The sequence below is a fragment of the Mammaliicoccus sp. P-M59 genome, from assembly GCF_022386135.1.
GTDB lineage: Bacteria > Bacillota > Bacilli > Staphylococcales > Staphylococcaceae > Mammaliicoccus > Mammaliicoccus sciuri_A.
The window spans coordinates 40,530-62,241 of sequence record NZ_JAJNJJ010000001.1 but is presented as its reverse complement, the minus strand read 5'-3'; the positions used below and the strand labels follow the sequence as shown (position 1 = coordinate 62,241).

21 protein-coding genes are annotated in these 21,712 nt (G+C 32.0%); 1 reads left to right on the top strand and 20 read right to left on the bottom strand.

All coding sequences use genetic code 11. The features are described 5' to 3' along the window. Nucleotides 1-30: 30 nt before the first annotated feature. The 14 genes from ccpA to LQ617_RS00255 form a co-directional block, all read right to left on the bottom strand. Entirely contained in the window at nt 31-1,020 is a 990-nt protein-coding gene (ccpA, locus tag LQ617_RS00320) for a catabolite control protein A (RefSeq protein WP_025905288.1), read from the bottom strand. Between the two features lie 260 nt (nt 1,021-1,280). Beyond that, complete coding sequence (locus LQ617_RS00315; protein WP_037588564.1) at nt 1,281-2,360, bottom strand: bifunctional 3-deoxy-7-phosphoheptulonate synthase/chorismate mutase; 1,080 nt, start codon at nt 2,358-2,360, stop codon at nt 1,281-1,283. A 257-nt stretch (nt 2,361-2,617) separates the two neighbouring features. Continuing rightward, nucleotides 2,618-3,280 carry a YtxH domain-containing protein gene (locus LQ617_RS00310; RefSeq protein ID WP_204167276.1) on the bottom strand — a complete coding sequence of 221 codons (663 nt, stop codon included), beginning with the start codon at nt 3,278-3,280 and terminating at the stop codon, nt 2,618-2,620. Between the two features lie 91 nt (nt 3,281-3,371). Further along, entirely contained in the window at nt 3,372-3,923 is a 552-nt protein-coding gene (locus tag LQ617_RS00305) for a DUF948 domain-containing protein (protein ID WP_025905285.1), read from the bottom strand. A 90-nt stretch (nt 3,924-4,013) separates the two neighbouring features. Further along, a complete protein-coding gene (gene murC, locus LQ617_RS00300) occupies nt 4,014-5,321 on the bottom strand; it encodes a UDP-N-acetylmuramate--L-alanine ligase (protein WP_239739177.1) in 1,308 nt (435 codons plus the stop codon). Between the two features lie 22 nt (nt 5,322-5,343). Beyond that, nucleotides 5,344-8,604 carry a DNA translocase FtsK gene (locus LQ617_RS00295; RefSeq protein WP_345773038.1) on the bottom strand — a complete coding sequence of 1,087 codons (3,261 nt, stop codon included), beginning with the start codon at nt 8,602-8,604 and terminating at the stop codon, nt 5,344-5,346. Continuing rightward, nucleotides 8,588-9,193 (bottom strand): YtpR family tRNA-binding protein, encoded by a 606-nt coding sequence (gene ytpR, locus LQ617_RS00290; protein WP_126477592.1) that lies wholly within the window; start codon nt 9,191-9,193, stop codon nt 8,588-8,590. Before ytpR ends, LQ617_RS00295 begins: the two co-directional genes overlap by 17 nt. 12 nt (nt 9,194-9,205) lie before the next feature. Then, nucleotides 9,206-10,084: a DUF1444 domain-containing protein gene (locus LQ617_RS00285; RefSeq protein WP_025905281.1), complete on the bottom strand. Its 879-nt coding sequence runs from the start codon at nt 10,082-10,084 to the stop codon at nt 9,206-9,208. Between the two features lie 155 nt (nt 10,085-10,239). Next, complete coding sequence (locus LQ617_RS00280; protein WP_025905280.1) at nt 10,240-10,554, bottom strand: thioredoxin family protein; 315 nt, start codon at nt 10,552-10,554, stop codon at nt 10,240-10,242. Continuing rightward, nucleotides 10,551-11,567 carry a PTS sugar transporter subunit IIC gene (locus LQ617_RS00275; protein WP_159315521.1) on the bottom strand — a complete coding sequence of 339 codons (1,017 nt, stop codon included), beginning with the start codon at nt 11,565-11,567 and terminating at the stop codon, nt 10,551-10,553. The genes LQ617_RS00280 and LQ617_RS00275 overlap by 4 nt, the downstream gene beginning before the upstream one ends. An 87-nt stretch (nt 11,568-11,654) precedes the next feature. Next, complete coding sequence (locus LQ617_RS00270; protein WP_025905278.1) at nt 11,655-12,383, bottom strand: amino acid ABC transporter ATP-binding protein; 729 nt, start codon at nt 12,381-12,383, stop codon at nt 11,655-11,657. Further along, complete coding sequence (locus tag LQ617_RS00265) at nt 12,380-13,099, bottom strand: amino acid ABC transporter permease (RefSeq protein WP_037588578.1); 720 nt, start codon at nt 13,097-13,099, stop codon at nt 12,380-12,382. The genes LQ617_RS00270 and LQ617_RS00265 overlap by 4 nt, the downstream gene beginning before the upstream one ends. Beyond that, nucleotides 13,080-13,859 (bottom strand): amino acid ABC transporter substrate-binding protein, encoded by a 780-nt coding sequence (locus tag LQ617_RS00260; protein WP_025905276.1) that lies wholly within the window; start codon nt 13,857-13,859, stop codon nt 13,080-13,082. Before LQ617_RS00260 ends, LQ617_RS00265 begins: the two co-directional genes overlap by 20 nt. An 87-nt stretch (nt 13,860-13,946) precedes the next feature. After that, entirely contained in the window at nt 13,947-15,023 is a 1,077-nt protein-coding gene (locus tag LQ617_RS00255) for a M42 family metallopeptidase (protein WP_206166919.1), read from the bottom strand. Nucleotides 15,024-15,102: 79 nt separating this feature from the next. Here LQ617_RS00255 and LQ617_RS00250 point away from each other — a divergent pair, with 79 nt between their 5' ends. Beyond that, the gene (locus LQ617_RS00250; RefSeq protein ID WP_051539247.1) at nt 15,103-15,417 is read left to right on the top strand and encodes a hypothetical protein; all 315 of its coding nucleotides are present in this window, start codon (nt 15,103-15,105) and stop codon (nt 15,415-15,417) included. A 67-nt stretch (nt 15,418-15,484) separates the two neighbouring features. Here LQ617_RS00250 and LQ617_RS00245 read toward each other — a convergent pair whose 3' ends face one another. From LQ617_RS00245 to pepV, 6 genes are all read right to left on the bottom strand, one after another. Further along, a complete protein-coding gene (locus LQ617_RS00245; RefSeq protein ID WP_239739176.1) occupies nt 15,485-16,684 on the bottom strand; it encodes a MalY/PatB family protein in 1,200 nt (399 codons plus the stop codon). Next, nucleotides 16,674-17,516 (bottom strand): YtnP family quorum-quenching lactonase, encoded by an 843-nt coding sequence (locus LQ617_RS00240; RefSeq protein WP_239739175.1) that lies wholly within the window; start codon nt 17,514-17,516, stop codon nt 16,674-16,676. The genes LQ617_RS00245 and LQ617_RS00240 overlap by 11 nt, the downstream gene beginning before the upstream one ends. Nucleotides 17,517-17,648: 132 nt before the next feature. Next, entirely contained in the window at nt 17,649-18,284 is a 636-nt protein-coding gene (trmB, locus tag LQ617_RS00235) for a tRNA (guanosine(46)-N7)-methyltransferase TrmB (RefSeq protein WP_025905271.1), read from the bottom strand. Nucleotides 18,285-18,297: 13 nt separating this feature from the next. Further along, complete coding sequence (locus LQ617_RS00230) at nt 18,298-19,089, bottom strand: phosphotransferase family protein (RefSeq protein ID WP_025905270.1); 792 nt, start codon at nt 19,087-19,089, stop codon at nt 18,298-18,300. Between the two features lie 263 nt (nt 19,090-19,352). Continuing rightward, nucleotides 19,353-20,201: a D-amino-acid transaminase gene (gene dat / locus LQ617_RS00225; protein ID WP_037588586.1), complete on the bottom strand. Its 849-nt coding sequence runs from the start codon at nt 20,199-20,201 to the stop codon at nt 19,353-19,355. After that, the gene (gene pepV / locus LQ617_RS00220) at nt 20,198-21,616 is read right to left on the bottom strand and encodes a dipeptidase PepV (protein WP_037588588.1); all 1,419 of its coding nucleotides are present in this window, start codon (nt 21,614-21,616) and stop codon (nt 20,198-20,200) included. The genes dat and pepV overlap by 4 nt, the downstream gene beginning before the upstream one ends. Between the last annotated feature and the right edge of the window lie 96 nt (nt 21,617-21,712).

The window sequence follows — 21,712 nt, the reverse complement described above, 5'->3', positions numbered from 1 at the left end:
CAATTGTTTGTTTCAGTCTTCTTTTTACTATTATTTAGTTGTACCTCTATATTCAACTCTATAAGGTAAAATCACATTCGGTTCATCAATTTGTTCGTCATTCATATATTTAGTTAATAATCTCATACCAACTGCACCAATATCATATAATGGTTGTGTCACACTTGATAATTGAGGTCTAACCATATGAACTAATCTTGTATTATTGAAACTTACAACTTGTAAATCATTTGGTACATTAACGCCTGCATCTTGTGCTGCGTGTACAATACCAATTGCTTGTTCATCACTAATACATAAAATAACATCCGGCTTATCTTGTGAAACAGCCTCATAAGCACGGCTACCATCTTTATATGTTTCATTACCAACAAATTTAGCATTGTCTTCGATTTCAAGACCAGCTTCTTGAAGTGCAAGTTCTAATCCTTTAAAAGCATCATCTTGTGCTTTTTCTGAATATCCTCCACCTACAAATGCAAATTTCTTAGCACCTTTCTTGATCAATGATTCAGCAATTTCTTTACTAGCTTCTGTATAGTTAATGTTAACTGAAGCAAGTTTAGAGTCTTTATCATTCGTACCAGAAACGACTACTGGTACTGATGATTTATCAATAAGATCCACTGTTTCATCTGTTAAAGTACCACCTAAGAAAATGATACCGTCAACTTGTTTACTTAATAAATTATTAAATATCTCTTGTTCTTTTTCACTATCATTATCAGAATTTGAAATGATTGTATGATATTTATACATAGTGGCAATATCTTCTAATCCACGAGCTAATTCAGAATAATAAACATTTGAAATGTCAGGAATAATTACCCCAACAGTTGTTGTTTTCTTGCTTGCTAAACCTCTAGCTACAGCATTAGGTCTATAATTTAATCTTTTAATGACTTCATTTACTTTATCACGTGTTGAAGGTTTAACATTTTGGTTACCATTTACGACACGTGAAACTGTTGCCATTGATACTTTTGCTTCTCTTGCAACATCATATATTGTTACAGTCATAATATCCTCCTATCTTGAAAACGTTTTCTACTTTATTCTAGCACGTTTTCATAATGTTTTCAAAGTATATGAAAGCGAACTCACAATTACCAATTATAAAAGATTATAGAGGTGTTGTCGATACAATTGCTCTAATATTTTTGTCTTTTGTGTAAATTGTAAATAGTTTTTCAGAAAACAAACGAACATATGTTAATTTACAACATAAAAAAACTGGCGAAAAGTTATGATAACTTTTCGCCAGTTGATGTATATGAATATTATTTTTCGTATAATTTAGCAGCTTCAACGATTTCTTTGTAGAATGCATCAAATTCGTTTAAGTCCATTTGTTGACCAGCATCACTTAATGCTACTGATGGATCAGGATGTACTTCTGCCATTACACCGTCAGCTCCAACTGCTAATGCAGCTTTAGCACATGGTAACATAATATCTTTACGTCCTGTACTATGCGTAACATCTACCATAACTGGAAGATGTGTACCTTGTTTTAAAATTGGAACTGCTGAAATATCTAATGTATTTCTTGTAGCTTTTTCATATGTTCTAATACCACGTTCACATAAGATAATGTTATTGTTACCTTGTGAGTGAATATATTCTGCAGCGTAGATGAATTCTTCGATAGTTGCAGAAAGACCACGTTTTAATAAGACAGGTTTATTTGTTCTACCTGCTTCTTTTAATAACTCAAAGTTTTGCATGTTTCTTGCACCAATTTGGAATACATCTAAGTATTCATCAGCCATTTCAAAGTGTGCAGGATTTACAATTTCACTTACGATATTTAAACCGTATTTATCTTTAGTATTTTTAAGAATTTTTAATCCTTCTTCACCTAAACCTTGGAAGTCGTAAGGAGAAGTACGTGGTTTAAATGCGCCACCTCTAATGAATTTTTCGCCTCTATCAGCTAAATCTTTCGCAACTGCATCAACTTGTTCTTGTGATTCTACAGAACATGGACCGAATACGAATGATTTTTTATTATTACCAATAATTGCACCATTGTCGAATTGTACAATAGTATCTTCTGGTTTTAATTTACGAGAAACATATAAATGTTTTTCATTTTCAGATTTTTGTAAGTCAGTAGAAGCTTTAAAGATCTCTTTAAATAATTGCTTAATAGTATTGTCGTTATATGGTCCTTGGTTATTATCAATTAAATGATTTAACATTTCTTTTTCACGTTGTGGATCATATACTTGAGTACCTTGTTTACGTTTTTCTTCACCAATTTTTTTAGCTAAAGTACCACGCTCTTGTAATAAAGCTAAAATTTCATCATTAATACCTTCAATTCTTTTTCTTAAATTCTCTAATTCATTTGACATCCTTTTCACCTCATGTAAACAATTTAACTCACATACTTTAAAGCGATAAAATATATAAGTAATTAGATGTTAGTATAACAATTAAAATGCTCTGATTCAACCCCAACATCTCAAAAATATTAAAATTTATTACTAATCAGACTAATAAAGTATATTTTAATTTATAATGGTGTTCATTACAATATAAAAAACTACCGAAAAGTTATGTTATGACTTTTCGGTAGTATAAATAATATGCGTTATACATCACTTATTTATTATTTTTTATCGAAAGTTTTTTTCTCTACAACTGTTTTTGGACCTTTTAAGTCTTCATTTTCTACTTCAGATTTAATCGCACCTTTTTGTGCTTTTAATTCTTCATCGCCTACATCGTCAGCTGTTACAACGCCTTTATTAGCTTTCTTTTCAGCTTGTTTAGATTTTACTTCTTCTGCTTTTTTCTTAGTTTCTGTTTTCTTTTCTGAAGCTTTTGTTTTAACTTCTTCTTTTTTGTCAGCGGCTTTAGCTTTTACTTCTTCCGCTTTTTGACTAGCTTCTTCTTTTTTATCAGCAGCTTTAGCTTTCACTTCTTCTGCTTTTTCGTTAGCTTGTGCTTTTTTATCTTCAACTTTAGTTTTGACTTCTTCTTTCTTTTCTTCAGCTTGTGTTTTGATTTCTTCAGCTTTAGATTGAGCTTGAACTTTTAAGTCGTCAGTTTTAGTTTTAACGTCATCGATAATTTTGTTTGATTTCTCACTTAAATCATCTTGTAATTCTTTCCCTGATTTAGGAGCTAGTAATAAACCAACAATTCCGCCTACTACTGTACCTAATACTACACCAAATACAAAATCTCTACCGTTTGTATTTTTTTCATATTCAGCTTCATATGTTTCTAAACCATGTGTATATAAATCTCTATTGTATTTGTTTTCCATTATATTTTCCCCCTAATTTTATTAAAGAAATCAGGCTGTGACATGTTTAAATGCCTCAGCCTGAAAAGATAGTTATTTGCTTCCATGCACTTTATTTTTTCAAGCCTGCACCAATTTTATCTTCATCTAGGTTGTCACCTGATGTTGTTGTTTCATTGTAGTCTTTCGGCACTTGCGCTTCAAAATCTTTAGAAGCATTTACATTATTTTTGTATGATACGTTACTTCTACGATCTCTTCTTAATTGCCATTTATCTGCAACTTCCATTGCAACATTTGACCATTGAATAACTTGAGAAATCTTATCTTCATTTTGTGAGATATTGTGAGTAATAGAATTTGTAACTCTATCTACTGAATTATTAAGTGTTTGTACAGAATCTCCAACACCTTTAACTGCATCTACTACTGAGTTTAAGCGTAATGATTTATCTTGAATATCTTCAGTTAAACGATTTGCTTTATGAAGTAAATCAGTAGATTCACGTGTGATACCTTGTATTTGGCCTTGAATGCCATCTAAAGTTTCATTAATTCCTTTAACTGTTTTTAATAATTGCATTAAAAATAGTGCTAAGACAACACAAATAATTAAAAATGCAACCGCAGCAATTATGCCTGCTATTGGTAAAATCCAATCCATACTGAACGCCTCCTAATAATTATAAAACTAATCTTTATTCGATTTACTAATATTTAATACCCTCACTATTAAAGTATAAACATATTATATTTAATGTGATAGTGAAGAAACATAGGCTTTTTGAACTTTTTGAATATCTCCAGCACCCATAAATAGTATAACACCATTATCATGCTTTTGTAGCTGAGAAACTGATTCTTCGCTAATTAAATCCGCATTAGGAATTAATGCTTTTAAATCATGAATTGTCAGCTCACCTTGTTGTTCTCGAATAGAACCAAAGATGTCACATAAGTATACTTTATCAGCAAGGTTTAAACTTTCAGCAAATTCGTTTAAGAAAGTTTCTGTTCTTGAAAATGTATGAGGTTGAAATACTGCAACCACTTCGTTTTCAGGATATTTTTTTCTAGCTGATTCAATTGTAGCATTAATTTCTCTCGGATGGTGTGCATAGTCATCGATTAAGATTTGATTGTCGTAAAAACTTTCACTAAATCTTCTTTTTACACCACCAAATGTTAATAATGCTTCTTTAATATTTTCAATATCTAGTTTTTCTAAATGACAAATTGCTATAACTGCTAATGCATTTAGAACGTGGTGATCACCATACATAGGTGTTGTAAATGTACCTATAAGTTCATTTTTAGATTTGAAGTAAACATCAAATGTTGTACCTTTAGAAGACGTTTGAACATTGTCAGCATAGACATCATTGTCGTGCTCAAAACCGTAAAAGTAAAATGGAACATCAGCTTTAATTTTTCTTAGCTCAGCATCATGACCCCAAGCAACGATTGCTTTTTTAACATTACTAGCCATCTCTTGGAATGCATTTGTTACGTCTTGTAAATCTTTAAAATAGTCTGGATGATCAAAATCAATATTTGTCATAATCGCATAATCTGGATAATAACTTAAGAAGTGTCTTCTATATTCACAAGCTTCAAAGGCAAAGTATGAGCTATCAGGTAATCCCATACCTGTTCCATCACCTATTAAGAATGATGTCTTTTGATCACCATTCATCACATGTGATAATAATCCAGTTGTCGATGTTTTACCGTGTGCACCTGTAACTGCAACTGACGTATATTGAGACATAAATTCACCTAGGAAAATATGATATCTTTTCACTTCAAGTCCCATTTCGTATGCTTTAGCTATTTCAGGGTGTGTATCTGGAAAGGCATTACCTGCTATAACTGTCATGCCTTCTTTAATATTTTCAACATCAAATGGTAATATTTTGATGCCTTTATTTTTTAATGCTATTTCAGTAAATACTGTATTCTCTATATCAGAACCTTGTACTTTATGTCCCATGTCGTGCATGATTTGTGCAAGTGAACTCATACCTGCACCTTTTATGCCGACAAAATGAAATAATGTCATTTCATGTCACTCCTTCTATTTCTTAAATGTTAGTTTCTCTTTCTTCTATCATATCTTTAGTAATGAGTACATCTCTTGGTTTAGAGCCGTTAGGTCCAGATATATAACCTCTCTCTTCAAGGTTATCAATCATTCTAGCTGCTCTATTATATCCAATTTGGAAATGTCTTTGTATAAGTGAAGTTGAAATATGACCTTCGTTTAACATAAATTCACAAACTTCATCAAACAGTGCATCAGCAGGTTGTTCATTTACCTTTTTCAACAATGTTTCTTCTTTGAATAGATAATTTGGTTTCATTTGACTACTTACATTTTCTACTGTTTCGTCAATTTCATCATCTGATACAAATGCACCTTGAACTCTTATCGGTTTATTCATACCGTTACCAAGATATAACATATCACCATTACCAAGTAATTTCTCTGCTCCACCAACATCAAGAATTGTTCTAGAGTCAATAGAAGACGATACCATGAATGATATTCTTGTTGGTACGTTTGCTTTAATTAAACCTGTAATCACATTGACGGATGGTCGTTGTGTCGCAAGAATCATATGTATACCACATGCTCTAGCTTTTTGTGCAATTCTAGCAATAGATTGTTCAACTTCTTGAGGTGACATCATCATTAAATCAGCTAACTCATCTATAACTATAATGATTTTTGCCATTCTTTGCTCGTAATTTGCTTTCTTATTAAATGCAGTAATATTTCTAACATGTAATTCCGCAAAACGTTTATATCTACGTTCCATCTCTTCAACAGCCCATTTTAAACTAGCTGTTGCCGCTTTTACATCGGTAATAACTGGCGCAACTAAATGCGGTAAATTGTTATACGGTGCAAGCTCTACCATTTTAGGATCAATCAGTAATAGTTTCAGTTCATCTGGATGATTTTTATAAAGTAAACTTGTTAAAATAGCATTAATACATACTGACTTACCAGAACCTGTTGCACCGGCAATGAGCGCATGAGGTGTCTTTGCAATATCCATTAATAACGGCTCGTTATTTATTTTAAAGCCCATTGCTACAGTTAGTTTACTTTCTGCTTGTTGGAAAGGTTTAGACGTGATCATTTGGCCTAAAGGAATCTTTTTAGGACTTTGATTAGGCACTTCGATACCTACTAAACTTGTACCTGGAATAGGTGCTTCAATACGAATATCTTTAGCAGCTAATGCCATCTTAATATCATCTTGCAAAGCAGTAATTCTAGATACTTTAACACCTTTTTCAACAGATAATTCAAATCTCGTTACAGTTGGCCCTTGTATCATATTTACTACATGTGCAGGCACATTAAAATGATAAAAAGCTTCATCTAGTTCTTTTTTCTTTTCCTCTAACCATTCACTATTATCTTCTTCCTCGACAACATCATCTAATATAGATACTGGTGGAAGTACATAAGATGGTCCTTTACGTTTAACAGCTTGGTTAGACCCATGTTGTTCGTTTTGAGATTCACTTTCTGTTTGTTGTATGTTTGATGTTTGTGTCTTGTTGATATTTGATGAACTCTTAAATGCTTGATGTTTACGCTTATCTGAAGGTGTCATCATCACGTTAAATGGTGAAGATTTCCTTACCGGCTTAGGCTTCAAGATAGGTTCGTGAGAAGTTGTCTCTTTAGGTTCTTCAGGTTGTTGAACCGTGTCCTCTACTTCTATAGGTTCGTTATTTGATTCTTCTTCTGCAATAACATTATCCGCTTCTTCTGTTTCAGTATCACTTTCCACATCAACATGATCAGACTTGAATAAGCTTTCTTCTTGATCTTCTTCAGTTTCGTCAAATGTTAATACATCTTCTGCATTATCAATTGTATCTATTTCTTCAGCTTCAGAATCAGAATCTTCTACTTCTTCAAAATAAATATCATCTTCGACAAATTGTTCTGATTGTGTAATGGATGCATCATTGTCTTCTTCGAGAGAATCATGCGTATCGATTATTTCTGAAGGTTCGATAACAGCTTCATTAGAATCATCTTTATCTTCTTCAAAATGCTGTATTGCTTCAACTTCAGTACTATCTTCAGCATTATTAATTTCTTCAACTTCATTGTCTGATTCTACTTCTTCAAATTCTGAAGTTTCCTCTTCATTTGAATCGTGATTTGAAGTGACTTCTTCTTGTTCAGCATCAACTTCTTCAACGATTTCATCAACATCGTCTTGTTGAATGTCATCTTCTGTATCATCAAAATCCAAGTCTATCTCTTTAAATTCATATGTAGTTAAATCATTGACATCTGGTTGTAAAGCATTGGAATTAGCCGTCTCTTCATGAGAGTCGTTTGATGCATCTTGATGTATGTCATTTTGTAATTCATCGTGTAAGTCTTCTTGTTCATCTTCCACTTCTTGATAATCTTTTGAATCATTTTTAATATATGACGCTTGTTGTTTTAAATAATAGTCTTGATTTTTAATTTGTGACTTTTTCTCTTCTGAGTCAAGACTGTTAAGTTCTTGTTTTCTTTTTTCTCTTAAAGCTTTTTCAAATTGTTTTTTCTTTTGAAGTTTCTTCTCACGTTCTTTTCTAATTTCAGAAACAATTTGTGAAGCATAAATATTTTCAATGTTAATTGTATTGTCCGTCTTTGAATAAGTAGGGACATCTCGTACGATTTCACTACTTTGTTTACGTTTATTTTCTTTTTCAGCATCATTTTGTGATGATTGAGCTGAATGATCTTTCAAACCACTATTAGGAACTTCTTTTTGTTTTCTCATACCGAATATTGCAGAAGGCACTTCAGAAGCTTTAAATTTTGGCTGATGTAAAGCATTCAATCTCTCTTCAAATTGATAGTCATCATGATGACGTTTACTGTTGTCGTAGCGTTGAGAAGATTGTTTACTTTTCGTACCGTAATGATGTGTTACATCCTGGTCATAACTTCTTGACTTCTTAGCAGGTTCATATGAATCTGCATTACGATTTCTTCTACGTCTTCTTCTATTAGTTGGAAAAGAAGCTGAGCTTTCATCATAAAATCTACTATCATGATATTTCTCTTCTCGTTGACTTGTGTCATGATCATGTTGATGATGCTCTTGATTGGATTGTTCTTCATATTCCATTTGTATCGGAAATCTAAATTTGCCTTTAGGTCTTCTATAAATTTCTTCATTAGTTGAATCGTCATCTGGATGATGATCAAAAGACACTTGATCGCTTTTTTGCTTTTCATTTTTTTGTTCATTTTTCGATTGCCCGAATATATCATCAAACCAACTCATAGGTTCACTACCTTTCGTCTTCAAAGAATGGTGTTCCTACAGTATAACTATCATCTAGTACCATTATACCTTTTTCTTTTGGAGCACCTTCTAAATCAAGTTCTTTCATTGAACAAATCATACCGCTAGAAGGAACACCACGTAATTCTGCATCTTTAATAATCATTCCACTAGGCATTACCGCTCCTACTTTAGCAACAACAACTTTTTGTCCTTGATCAATATTTGGAGCGCCACATACAATTTGTAATGTCTCATTTCCAACATCAACTTTACATACTGATAGTTTATCTGCATCAGGATGTTTTGATTTTTCAGATACGTATCCAACTACAAACTTAGGAGATAAATCAACGTCTAATTTATAATTAATATTATTTTTCTCTAGTAAGTCTTGAATACTATTAATGTGTTTCTCTTCAACTTTAATATTGCCATTGCCTTCTATTTGAACATATTTAGAAGCATTGAATATATTCAATCCAACAATTTTATCTTCGCTTTTGATAATTGTTAAATCATTTTGAAAATCATATTCTAATCCTTCAGTTAAAGGTTCTAAAGTAACCATTAATACGTCGCCAACACCATTTTTATTATAAAATAAATTCATTTCTCCTACTCCTTACAATCTTTTTTGATTATTTTTCATTTTTTTAAATATTTCTCTATTTTTTTCTAAACGCTCAATAACTTCTTGGTTTCTCTTACGAGAGTGATTTTTACCTAAAATAAATATTGGTTCTAAAGGTTTATCAGGTGTATAAGAGAATGATAATGATGTTATTGGCACTAAGCCATTTTGGAAGAATTGCATCGTCATTTGCGCTACAATATCATATCCAATTTCATTTTTAATATCACAAATCACCAATACATCTTGATGAGGTGTAGCTAATAACATTTCCCCTTCAATATTTTGATAAACATCTTTTAAGAATGTTTGATTGAGAATACGTGAAGCATCATATCCATCATTCGTGTTAATGAAGTAGAATGTATTACCTTGAACTTCATCAGACTTGTAAGTTGTTTTTCTCTTTTTAATATTGAATAACGCTTGCTCTTTAATTTGTTCTTTCGTTAAATTAAGTTCACTGAGCATAGACTCATCTATTAGTCTATAAGTATTTCCTAAATCAAGCGCATAATATATATTTGTTTCAGCTGTATGTTCATCAATGACAAAAGGTGTACCTTCTTTCGTTTCTTTATGAAAACTAGTAGACCTTATGACAGGCAAGATCTCAATCTTATTAATTTCTTTATTAGATTCATCTTGCATTGCATTTATAGTTTCAGTGACGTAATAAACAATTTCGTCTATTGTTTTATTACCGTTATTTTTATATTTAGCAATAATCGGAGCTAATTTAACTGAAAGCCCTTTTTGATTATCCGTTCGTTCAATTCTTAAACTTTCATTTTCCCTATCAAACTTAAAATTTGCATCTAAAGTTTTCAATCGGTCTTTTAATAAATCTCTCATTTGAAAGACATTCATACTTAACACTCCTATTTTTATACCTCTATATAGTTTACAACAAATCGCAGTTATGTAACAGTGATAAACATATTTAAATGAAGTTAAATAAAATAAAAAAGCAGGTAATTCGAAAATAAAAGAAACTTTTTTCGACCTGCTTTTTTTATATAAATTTAATTATTTAATCCATCAATAAATGCACTAATTTGTGGAATTGTTTTTCTTTCTTTACCAACGTATCTATCAAGTTCTTGACCGTTGTTATAAGCGATAAAACTTGGAATGCCCATAACATCAACTTCTTGGCATAAATCAATAAATTCATCACGATCAACTGATACGAATTGATATTGATGATATTTCTCTTCAAGTCCAGGTAAATCAGGATCTATAAAATGACAATCCGGACACCAAGATGCTGTGAACATAAATATTGTTGGTTCGTTAATCAATGATTTGTATTCTTCGATTGACGTTAATTGTTTCATTTCTTTGCACTTCCTATCATTAATGTTTGTTGACCATCTTTAATTATATGATACTTCTTCAACAATTGATAAACAAATAAACTGATTACAGCTGGTAATAAGAAATGGAAGAATGCAATTTGTAAGTATACTTCAGTCGTACTACCCATTGTTTTAATCGTCATAATTTGCCCTACAAGTCCACTTGAACCCATTCCAGCACCAGCAGCATTATTTTCCATTGGCCAAAAGACTGTCATAATTGGCGCTACGACAATACTTGCTACGACTGGTGGTATTAATATAAAAGGCTGCTTTAAATAATTTGGAATTTGAAGTTTACTTGTACCAATACCATGAGCAATAACACCTGAAATACCATTATCTTTATAGCTTGTTACTGCAAATCCGACCATATGACAACAACCACCTATCGTAGCTGCTGCTGCCGCTGTTCCACTTAAGCCAAGCATTAACGCTAAAGCTGCACTTGAAATTGGACTACTTAGTGTAAGTCCAACTATAAGGCTGACGAATATCCCCATTAATAAAGGTTGTTGATCCGTACTTAATTGTATCCAGTTTCCTAATGCTTTCATAAATGCATCGATAAATGGTGCTATAAACTTTGCAATTGCTGCACCTATAAATAACGTTAAAATCGGTGATAAAATAATATCTATTTTAGTTTTGCCTGAATATAATCTTCCAAGTTCACTTGCAAATACTGAAGATAAATAACTACCTACAGCGCCCCCTTGTTCATATCCATACATTCCTGTTACAGCAGTTGTAAATATAATGAGTGGTGATGCGCCTAAACCGTAACTCACTGCTACCCCTACCCCAGCTCCAGTTAAAGTTTGAGCTAACTTACCTATTTCTATCATCATTGAAGTATCAAAATATGTATTTAATGATTGGCCTAAAGTTTCAATAATCAGTCCAACAATTAATGTGCTAAACAAACCTAAAGCCATATAACTTAATCCATCTATAATTGTTCGATTAAAAAAAGATTTTACGCGTTCCATTTATTCACACTCCTTAAAAGGATTATACAATAAAAAATACACATGTCATTATTTAAATTAAAATAATAACATGTGTATATTGAAACTTTATACTTCTATAACATTTAGAAATTTCTTCAATGCGTCTGTTTTCGGTTGAGTAAACATTTCTTCCGGTTTACCTTCTTCACCGATTAAACCATCATGAATGAATATCATTCTATCAGAAACTTCTCTAGCAAATCTCATTTCATGTGTAACAATGACCATCGTCATACCTTCATTGGCTAAATCTTTAATAACTTTTAATACATCATTCACTAACTCTGGGTCTAATGCTGATGTCGGTTCGTCAAATAACATCACTTTAGGGTTCATTGCCAATGCTCTCGCAATCGCCACACGTTGTTGTTGACCACCAGATAAAGCATGAGGTCTTTGATCTTTAACACTTTCTAATCCTACTTTTTCTAAAAGTTGAAGTGCTTCGTCATATGCTTTTTGTTTATTTACTTTTTTAACAGTAACTAAACCTTCCATAACATTTTCAATTGCTGTTTTATGTGGAAACAAGTTGTAATTTTGAAACACCATACCTGATTGTTTACGCACTTTAATTTGTGACTTCTTATTATCTGCCGTGTACGTTTCGCCATTAACAACTACAGTACCTTCAGTCGGAATTTCCAATGCATTCATCATTCTCAATAAAGTTGTCTTACCAGAACCTGATCTTCCAATCAAAGTAATCACTTCACCTTTATCTACTGAAAGATTAATCCCTTTGATGACTTCTTTATCATTAAATGATTTTTTAATATTTTGAAGTTCAATCATGAACGATACCCTCTTTCAATATAAGATTCATAGTAAGATTGAATGATTGATATGATAAAACATACAATCCAATACAATATCGCTACTAGTAAATAAATCGTTAAGAATTCATAAGTTGTAGAAGCGACTTCTTGTGCTTTTCTAAACATTTCTGCTACTAAAATAAAGCCAAGTAAAGACGTATCTTTAATCAAGCTTAAGAATGTATTACCTAATGCAGGTACTGAAACTCTAATTGCTTGAGGTAATATAATTCTTTGTACAGTTTGTTTATAATTCATACCAATCGAGTATGCCGCTTCAGTTTGACCTTTCGGAATAGACATAATTCCACCTCTTAAAATTTCAGATGCGTATGCACCTACATTAAAAGAAAGACCAATTATCGCAGCTATGACAGGTGACAAAGTTAATTGATTGTCTGCATTTCCTGTTGCCAATCTACCAATCTCAGGGATTCCGTAAAAGATAATGAATAATTGAACAATCATAGGTGTACCACGAATGATTGAAACATAAAAACGTGCAATCCCTTTTAGAACTTTACTACTTGATATACGCATCAATGCTGTAGCTAATGCCAAGATTAAACCAAGCACAAAAGTAACTAAAGTAATAGGAATAGAATATTTAACTAGACCCTCTAACATCGGTAGAAATGCTTGTTTGGCAGCATTTAATGCATGAAGTTGCTCATCATTTAGGCTCTGAAACATTAGCGCCAAACCATTTCTTACTTATTTTTTCTAATTCGCCATTATCTTTTAAAGTTTTTAGACCTTTATTAAAATCTTTAATCACTTTGTCATCTTCTTTTTTACTAAATGTAAATGCAGATTGACTTTGTTCAGCATCACCTTGAATTGCTTTTATTTTAGCGTTAGGTTTTTGCTTTTTATAATCTAAATATGAAACATTATCATTGAAAGTACCTTCAACACGATTTGATTGTAATAAATCCATCGCTTGGTTGAAGCCGTCTACTTTAGTAATATCTGCACCTTTAGATTTTGCAAGTTGACCATAGTTAGATGTTAAAGTTTGTGCTAATTTTTTACCTTTAACGTCGTCGAATGATTTAATGTCTTTATTATTCTCATTTACTACTAATACACCATTTGAATAAGTGTATGGATCTGAGAATTTATATTTTGCTTTTCTTTCATCGTTAATACCAACTTGGTTAGCAATCATATCAAAACGTCCTGAATCTAACCCAGCAAACATTGAATCCCATTGCGTTTCTTTAAATTTAACTTTGTATCCCATTTCTTTAGCAACTGCTTTAGTTACTTCTACATCATATCCAGTTAACTTATCATTTTTATCATGGAAGCTAAATGGAGAATAAGTACCTTCTGTACCAACTACAATTGTTTTATCATCTTTCTTACTGCTTTCTTTCTTGTCGTTGCTGTTTCCACATGCAGCTAACACAACAATTAATGCAATAATTAAAAATATACCCTTTTTCATATATACATCCCTCTATTCTTAGTATCCAAATCGGAATAAACATATTTTAGACCGAATTACAACTACTGTCAATTACTAAAATCTGGACTATTTAAATTTCAAATATTCAATCTTTTCTGAACTTAAATTTAACACGATTTCATTGAGTAATAATTTTGCACTTTCATAATCTCTTGCGTCATAAATAGCTTTACTTGTATGGATATATCTAGCACAAACACCGATTACCGCAGTTGGGATACCTGTTAGAGCTTTATGAATTTCTCCACCATCTGTACCACCTGGTGATTGGAAGTATTGATGATTAATTTCTTTTTCTTCAACCATTTCAATTAAATAATCTCTCATTCTTTCAGATAAAATCATCGTACGATCTAAAATTCTAATTAATACACCTTTTCCTAAAGCACCTGATAAGCCAACGTGTCCTTTCATATCATTTGCAGGTGAACAATCTACAACTAATGCTAAATCTGGTTTGATTAAATTCACACTTGCTGAAGCACCTCTTAAACCAACTTCTTCTTGAACATTTGCGCCTACATATAAATCAACATCAAGCTCTTCATCTTTAACTGCTTCGAGTAATTCTAATCCAACTAAACAACCATATCTATTGTCCCATGCTTTAGCGAGTATTCTATTCTCTGTTAGTTGTTCAAAATTCGTACTTGGAACAATTGTATCACCAATTTTAATGCCCATTTCTTTTAATTGATCAATGCTTTCTGCACCAACATCTAAAAGCATATCTTCAATAGCAACACCTGACTCTTTACCAGTTCTAAAATGTTTAGGGATACTGCCAACTACGCCGTTATAGTATTTACCGTCACGCGTTTTTAACTGTAATGTTTGTGATAGCCATACGTCTGATGACACACCGCCAAGTGGTGTGAACTTTAACATACCCTCTTTTGTCATTTCAGTAACCATAAAGCCAATTTCATCCATATGAGCTGCTACTAATACTTTAGGTGCATTTTCTTTTTTAGATTTTTTCACACCATAAATACTGCCCATATTATCACCAATAATTTCATCAACAAATGGTGCCATTTTTTCTTTTAAATATTCACGTACTTCATTTTCAAATCCAGGTACAGCGTGTAATTCTGTTAATTCTTTCATTCTATTAAGTGTTTCTTGTCTAATTTGTGTCATTGTAAATCTCCTTATTGAAATATTTATCTATCATTCAGTCTTTGTGTTAAACTTAAATTAAATAGAAGGAGGCATGGTCATGCAGAATAATAAGTTCCGCTTTTTCATTATATTGTTGTCCGTTTTTACTGGTTTAGGCATTGTTGCTTCTATTGTATATGCTAAGCAATATAAACCATATAGTTGTGAAGAAATACTTAAACAAGTCAAAGCACAATTTAATAATGTTGAAGCCTCTTATATATTACATATCCCAAAGACCTACCAAAAATTCGGCATTGAAACTAAAGTTGTGCATGGTGGCATTACCGTTAACAATGATGGTAAACAAGTACACTATGAATTTATAGCCGATGCCTTTAATGGCCAAGTCATTGATATATTTGAAATTTAATAAGCTTAAAAAGATGAGTCTGAGTGATTAATTTAAACCTCAGACTCTATTTTTTATGACTGAAACATTATTCAACTTCACCGTGATCTAGTGCGTCGAATGACTTTTTAATAGATTCTAAACCGCTTCTTAATTTTTCTTCACTACAAGCTAAATTCATTCTGAAATGATGACTTTCTCCAAGCTCATATGAATGTCCGATGCCTGTTGCAAGTTTACCTACAGATTGCAATGCTTTTTGAACATCACTTTCTACGTAACCACTTTTAGAAAAGTCTATCCAAGCTAAATATGTCGATTCAGGTTTAATAAATGATAACTGATCAGACATTTCATTTTTAATAAATTCATCTAAGATGGTCATATTCTTCTCGATATGTTCATTTAATTGGTCTACCCATTCACCTGCTTCATTATAGGCTACTTTAACTGCTTCAACAGCCAATGTATTTGCAGCAGACAATCCATAATATGTTGCCAATTTACGATTGAATTGTAATGTGAAATAACGATGTTTCGTAATCATATAACTACTTGCTAAACTCGCTAAGTTAAATGTTTTACCTAATCCAGTAACAACAAGAATTGGAGAATCTAATGTCATTTCATTTGTCATAGAATAGAATCCATTTTCACTTCTCACAAAATCCATATGAATTTCATCAGAAACAATAAAGACACCATGTCTTTCACACACATCTTTCATAAATGCACATTCTTCTTTAGTCCAAACTTTACCTGTTGGATTATGAGGACTACACAGTACTAACACTTTAACATCATCACGCGCTGCCATTTCTTCAAATTGTTCTTTATCCAACTCATAACCATTTTCCGTCGCAACTAACGGAGATTCGACAGCAACTCTTTTATTACCTTCAATTAAATTTAAAAAGGCATTATATGAAGGTGTATGAATTAACACACCTTCACCTTCTTTCGTAAATTCACGTATAACTTCAGTTACTGTGAATAAAATACTTGGCACATAATATATATCATTCTTTTGGATATTCACAGAAAATCTTGTTTTATACCAATTTTTAATCGCATTTAAATATGCTTCTTGTTTCCATACTAAATAACCGAAATGTGCTTGATCCAATTTATTTTTCAAATGGTTAATAATAAAATCAGGTGTCTTAATATCCATATCAGCGATCCAAAATGGTTCTAAGTTCTCATAATCATAAACTTTACGTTGTCCATCATATGCTACTGTTGCTGTTCCCCTTCTATCAATCACTTCATCAAAATTATATTTCAATTAAATCATCCCTTCTTATTTCTTCTTTAATTCCCTTCGTTTGTTCATCAAGCTTAAGCGCAAAATAATTGGCATCATGATAGAACACGAACCAATAATCTTCTTTAATATATCTCTGTAAAAGCCTTTCCTTAGCATTAATAGAATCCATTGGATAGTCATCATAAGCTGTAACCCATAAAGGATTCAGATGGGCTAATGTAGGCAAGATATCAGCCATATGCACAGCTTTCACACCATTACTTTCAATTTCAATGACACTATGCCCAGCGCTATGACCACCAGTATGTATCATTTTAATGCCTGGAACGATTTCCATCGAATCTACAAATGTTACAACTTGATGTTCAATACCTTTATAATTTTGTTCCCAATATGTAGCACTACTTCTTATATTTGGGGCTCTCAATTCATTCCATTCAATTTGTGATGTATAAATTGTTGCATTTTTAAATACTGATTGACCATCTGCAGTTGTGAGGCCACAAGCATGATCAAAATGCATATGAGACATCAATACAATATCAATATCATCTATGGTCAAATTAAATTGCTTTAATGAGTTACTAATATCACTTTCATAAGTTGTACCATAGTTTCTTTTTTGTTTATCTGTTAATTTACCATTACCTATCCCAGCATCAATTATAATATTGTGTTCACCTGTTTGAACGAATATTGGATGTGTTACGAGAGGTATTTGATTAAGTTCATTAGGCGGGTATTTTTTAGTCCACAATGCTTTTGGAACGACACCAAACATTGCTCCTCCATCCATTTGCGTAATACCACCTTGTAATGGATATAATTTAAAATCACCTATATTTAACAAGAAATTCCCCTCCAATCATTTATTATTATTTTATCACTAATTAGAGTAATGAACATCTTTCATGATTGCTACAACACATTAGTTAAAAATGGCATAAAAAAAGAAGTTAGAATCATAACGATTCCAACTTCCTTATTTAAAGCTTGCTTCCATACGATAGATTCTAAAACCTCTACTAGAGAATTTATCTTCGTATTCAGTACGGATATTATCTTCAGGCTCATCTTCATGTAAATTCAAATTAATATAATCAAATGACATACCATATTGAGACATACTTTCTAAACTATACTCAAATAATCCTTGATTATCTGTTTTGAAATGTATTTGCCCATCTTTTTTCAAAATGTGCTGATAAATTTCTAAAAAGCTAGAAAAAGTTAATCTTCTTTTAGCATGTCTTGTCTTTGGCCATGGATCTGAAAAATTCAAATAAATTCTAGAAACTTCATTTTCAACAAAATACTCTGTTAATAATTTAGCATCTTGATTAATCAATTTAATATTGTTTAATTCCATTTCTTTAACTTTTTCAAGAACACGGACCATAACATTTTTATCTTTTTCAATTGCTACGTAATTGATATTAGGATTCTGTTTAGCCGTCTCAGTAATAAATCTACCCATACCAGTTCCGACTTCAATATGAATGGGTTGATCTTTATCAAACCATTCTGCCATCTTATATTGATGATTAAGATCTACATCTACTATATTGGGATGATCTTTTAAGAAATCGTCAGCCCAAGGTTTATTTCTCATTCTCATTCAAAGTTACTCCTTATATAAATACATTTCTTGTCATCACTTCATTTAAGAAGTGTAACCAATCATTCATATCTTTATAACGTTTTTTCTCTTCATACCACTCTACCATTGCGATAGCTTGAATCAATGTATACCACTTCATACGTTTCTTTAAATCATGCGTATCGTTAATGCCATACATACTTAGCCAATCTGACCAATCTTTCTCATCAACATAAGTATATAAAATCATTCCGATATCAATAGCTGGATCTGCAATCATTGCACCTTCCCAATCTACTAAGAAAAGTTCATCTTGATCAGATAAAAGCCAATTATTGTGATTCACATCTCCGTGTATGACTGTATAGAATCTACTGTCTAATGTTGGCATGTTATCTTCTAGATATAACAATGCCTTTCTCACAGTACGGTTAGACAATACATGTCGTGACAATGAGCTGTTAATTTTATTAAATAAAATCTCTGGATGCATTGGTTTCATTTCCATACGTTTAAGCATATTTAATAATTGTTTAGAAGAATGTATTTTTTTAAGAAGTTTGGCAACACGGTTAGAATTCATTTCATCTTGGACTAACTCTCTACCATTTTTCCAATGTTGTGCAGTTACAACTTCTCCTGTTTCGATTCTTTTTGTCCAAACTAATTTTGGCACGATACCTTCAGCAGATAATGCTGTTAAGAAAGGACTTGAATTACGTTTTAGGAAGAGCTTGCGGCCATCTTGTTCTGCCATATATGCTTCACCAGATGCACCACCTGCTGAGTCTAATGTCCATCCTAATTGATAAAAATGTTCCAACCTATCCACCTCACTTTCAATAAAAGAAAAAGAAAAAGACTCAAGAATATTCTTTTTCAAGAGTCATATTTTAATCTTAAAAATTTTTGTTTAATTTTTGTAATTTTAGTGCGCTTGATTTAAATTTTATTATCTTTCGGTTAAGATTTCAACCTCATAAATGAAAACTTTCGAGTATTTTGAACCTATTCATATACAATAAGTCTTATAAATTCAGTATCCACTTGAATTACTTAAGATATTAAAATTACACTAAAAAATTTTTATGATTTTGACTCTATATAATTATTAAATGCATTTTGTAATTGCTTCGTAATTTGTCCGACTTTTCCGTCACCTATTTTTTGATCATTTACTTGCACAACTGGCATCACTTCAATAGATGTACTTGAAATAATCACTTCATCTGCATTATTTAAGAAATCTAATGTAAATGATTCTTCAATAAATGGAATATTTAAATCTTCGGCTAATTCTTTTATAACACGTCTCGTAATCCCATTAAGAATTAAATTATTTGCAGGATGTGTATAAATCTTGCCATCTTTAATCGCATAAACGTTACTTGAACTACCTTCTGTAACTGTTTCGCCTCTATGCATGATTGCTTCAGCAGCATCATTTTGTGTAGCTTTCTCTTTTGCTAACACGTTACCTAATAAGTTCAAGCTCTTAATATCACATCTTAACCATCTGATATCTTCAACAGTTATAGCTTTAACACCATTTTCTAATTCGTCATATGGTCTGTCATAGCTTTTAGAGAATGCTGAGAATACAGGCTTTGTACTCGCATCAGGAAACGGATGATTTCGAGGTGCAACACCACGTGTCACTTGAATATACACGCCACCATTTACAACATTATTCTTTGCTGCTAATTCTTTTGTTACTTCTGTTAAACCTTCAACAGAATACGCGTCTAAATTAAGTCCGATTTCTTTCGCACTTCTAAATAATCTTTCATAGTGTTCTTTAGATGTAAATACTTTACCATCATATATACGTATGTATTCGTATATGCCATCACCAAAGTTATAACCTCTATCAGAATAGCTAACCTTACCTTCAGATTCATCAACAAACTCATCATTTATATAAATATAACTCATTCATCATCACCCTTTACACAGACATTGTATATAGCTTCTAAATAAATTGCAGTTGCATTAAATAATTGTTTTTTCGTGATATATTCATTTTTTTGGTGCATTAAATCTTCAGAATCTTTAAACATGGCACCGAATGCCACACCTTTATCTAAGTTTCTAGCGTATGTACCGCCACCGATTGTATACGGCTCGGACTGATCACCTGTTTGATTGCGATATGCTGATAATAATTTTTCAATGAATGGATCATTTTTATCTACATAATGTGGAACTTGGTGTTTATCCATTTCAATGTCAAAGCCTTTTTCTTTCACTTCTTCAGAAAAACGAGACATTGACTGATCGAAATTAAAGCCTTCTGGATATCTTAAATTAATACCAAATTGACCACCATCTACATCTGTATAACTCATAATACCTGTATTAGTCGTCACTTCACCCATTTCTTCAGTAGCAAATTTCATACCCATTTTTTCACCTTTTGGAGAATCAACTAAATATTCATTTGCAAATTTCACGTATGAGCTCGCGTATTTATCTAAATTTAATTCATTTAAGAATTGAATAAGGTATAACCCAGCATTCACACCTAATGTAGGATCCATACCATGAGCTGATTTACCATGAACAACGATGTTTAAGAATCCTTCATCAATTGTTGTTTCGCCTTCAATCTCATGTTCATTTAAAAATGATTCAAATTTCTGAACAACATTCGTCATTTGTTCTTTGATAAGTAATTTAGCTTGAGCAGTATCTGGTACCATATTGAATCTTTCACCTGAGAAGAATGCTTTTAATTCTACTTCAGGCTCATCATTATCTTCCACATAACCAGATTGAACGATGTTGAATGTTACAATCCCTTTTTCTCCATGGATTAGAGGGAATTCTGCATCTGGTGCAAAACCTACTGAAGGCATTTCTTCAGTTTCAAAATAACGATCTGTACATTTCCAATCAGATTCTTCGTCAGTACCTACAATAATATGTATTCTTTTTTTCCATTCGACTTTCATATCTTCAAGTATCTTAACGGCATAGTATGCTGCAATTGTTGGTCCTTTGTCATCAAGTGTACCTCTTGCAATAATTGCATCTTCTGTTTCTACAGGTTCAAACGGATTAGAATCCCATCCAGCACCTGCTGGCACAACGTCGACATGGCAAAGTATACCTAATAAATCGTCACCTTTACCCGCTTCAATTCTACCTGCGATATTGTCTATATCAACGTGAGAAAATCCATCTCTTTCCCCTAACTTATACATATAATTTAACGCTTCTTTTGGACCTGGTCCAACTGGCGCATCGTATGTACTTGCTGCATCATCTCTAACACTTTCGATGCTTAATAGCCCCTTTAAATCATTTATAATATCTTCTTCATATTCTTTAACTTTATTTCTCCACATCGAAAATCATCTCTTTCTTAACTTGAATAGTTATCTATATAATACATGATATTTTTGTAAATATGAAATAGAATTACCGATAAATTTTTAATTTTT

Coding starts and splice junctions, on each gene's coding strand:
- LQ617_RS00310 (WP_204167276.1), bottom strand. CDS start 3,280: ATGGAAAACAAATACAATAGAGATTTATATACACATGGTTTAGAAACA.
- ccpA (WP_025905288.1), bottom strand. CDS start 1,020: ATGACTGTAACAATATATGATGTTGCAAGAGAAGCAAAAGTATCAATG.
- dat (WP_037588586.1), bottom strand. CDS start 20,201: ATGAGTTATATTTATATAAATGATGAGTTTGTTGATGAATCTGAAGGT.
- murC (WP_239739177.1), bottom strand. CDS start 5,321: ATGACATTATTTCATTTTGTCGGCATAAAAGGTGCAGGTATGAGTTCA.
- LQ617_RS00260 (WP_025905276.1), bottom strand. CDS start 13,859: ATGAAAAAGGGTATATTTTTAATTATTGCATTAATTGTTGTGTTAGCT.
- trmB (WP_025905271.1), bottom strand. CDS start 18,284: ATGAGAATGAGAAATAAACCTTGGGCTGACGATTTCTTAAAAGATCAT.
- LQ617_RS00285 (WP_025905281.1), bottom strand. CDS start 10,084: ATGAATGTCTTTCAAATGAGAGATTTATTAAAAGACCGATTGAAAACT.
- LQ617_RS00250 (WP_051539247.1), top strand. CDS start 15,103: ATGCAGAATAATAAGTTCCGCTTTTTCATTATATTGTTGTCCGTTTTT.
- LQ617_RS00265 (WP_037588578.1), bottom strand. CDS start 13,099: ATGTTTCAGAGCCTAAATGATGAGCAACTTCATGCATTAAATGCTGCC.
- LQ617_RS00270 (WP_025905278.1), bottom strand. CDS start 12,383: ATGATTGAACTTCAAAATATTAAAAAATCATTTAATGATAAAGAAGTC.
- LQ617_RS00315 (WP_037588564.1), bottom strand. CDS start 2,360: ATGTCAAATGAATTAGAGAATTTAAGAAAAAGAATTGAAGGTATTAAT.
- pepV (WP_037588588.1), bottom strand. CDS start 21,616: ATGTGGAGAAATAAAGTTAAAGAATATGAAGAAGATATTATAAATGAT.
- LQ617_RS00280 (WP_025905280.1), bottom strand. CDS start 10,554: ATGAAACAATTAACGTCAATCGAAGAATACAAATCATTGATTAACGAA.
- LQ617_RS00305 (WP_025905285.1), bottom strand. CDS start 3,923: ATGGATTGGATTTTACCAATAGCAGGCATAATTGCTGCGGTTGCATTT.
- LQ617_RS00255 (WP_206166919.1), bottom strand. CDS start 15,023: ATGACACAAATTAGACAAGAAACACTTAATAGAATGAAAGAATTAACA.
- LQ617_RS00275 (WP_159315521.1), bottom strand. CDS start 11,567: ATGGAACGCGTAAAATCTTTTTTTAATCGAACAATTATAGATGGATTA.
- ytpR (WP_126477592.1), bottom strand. CDS start 9,193: ATGAATTTATTTTATAATAAAAATGGTGTTGGCGACGTATTAATGGTT.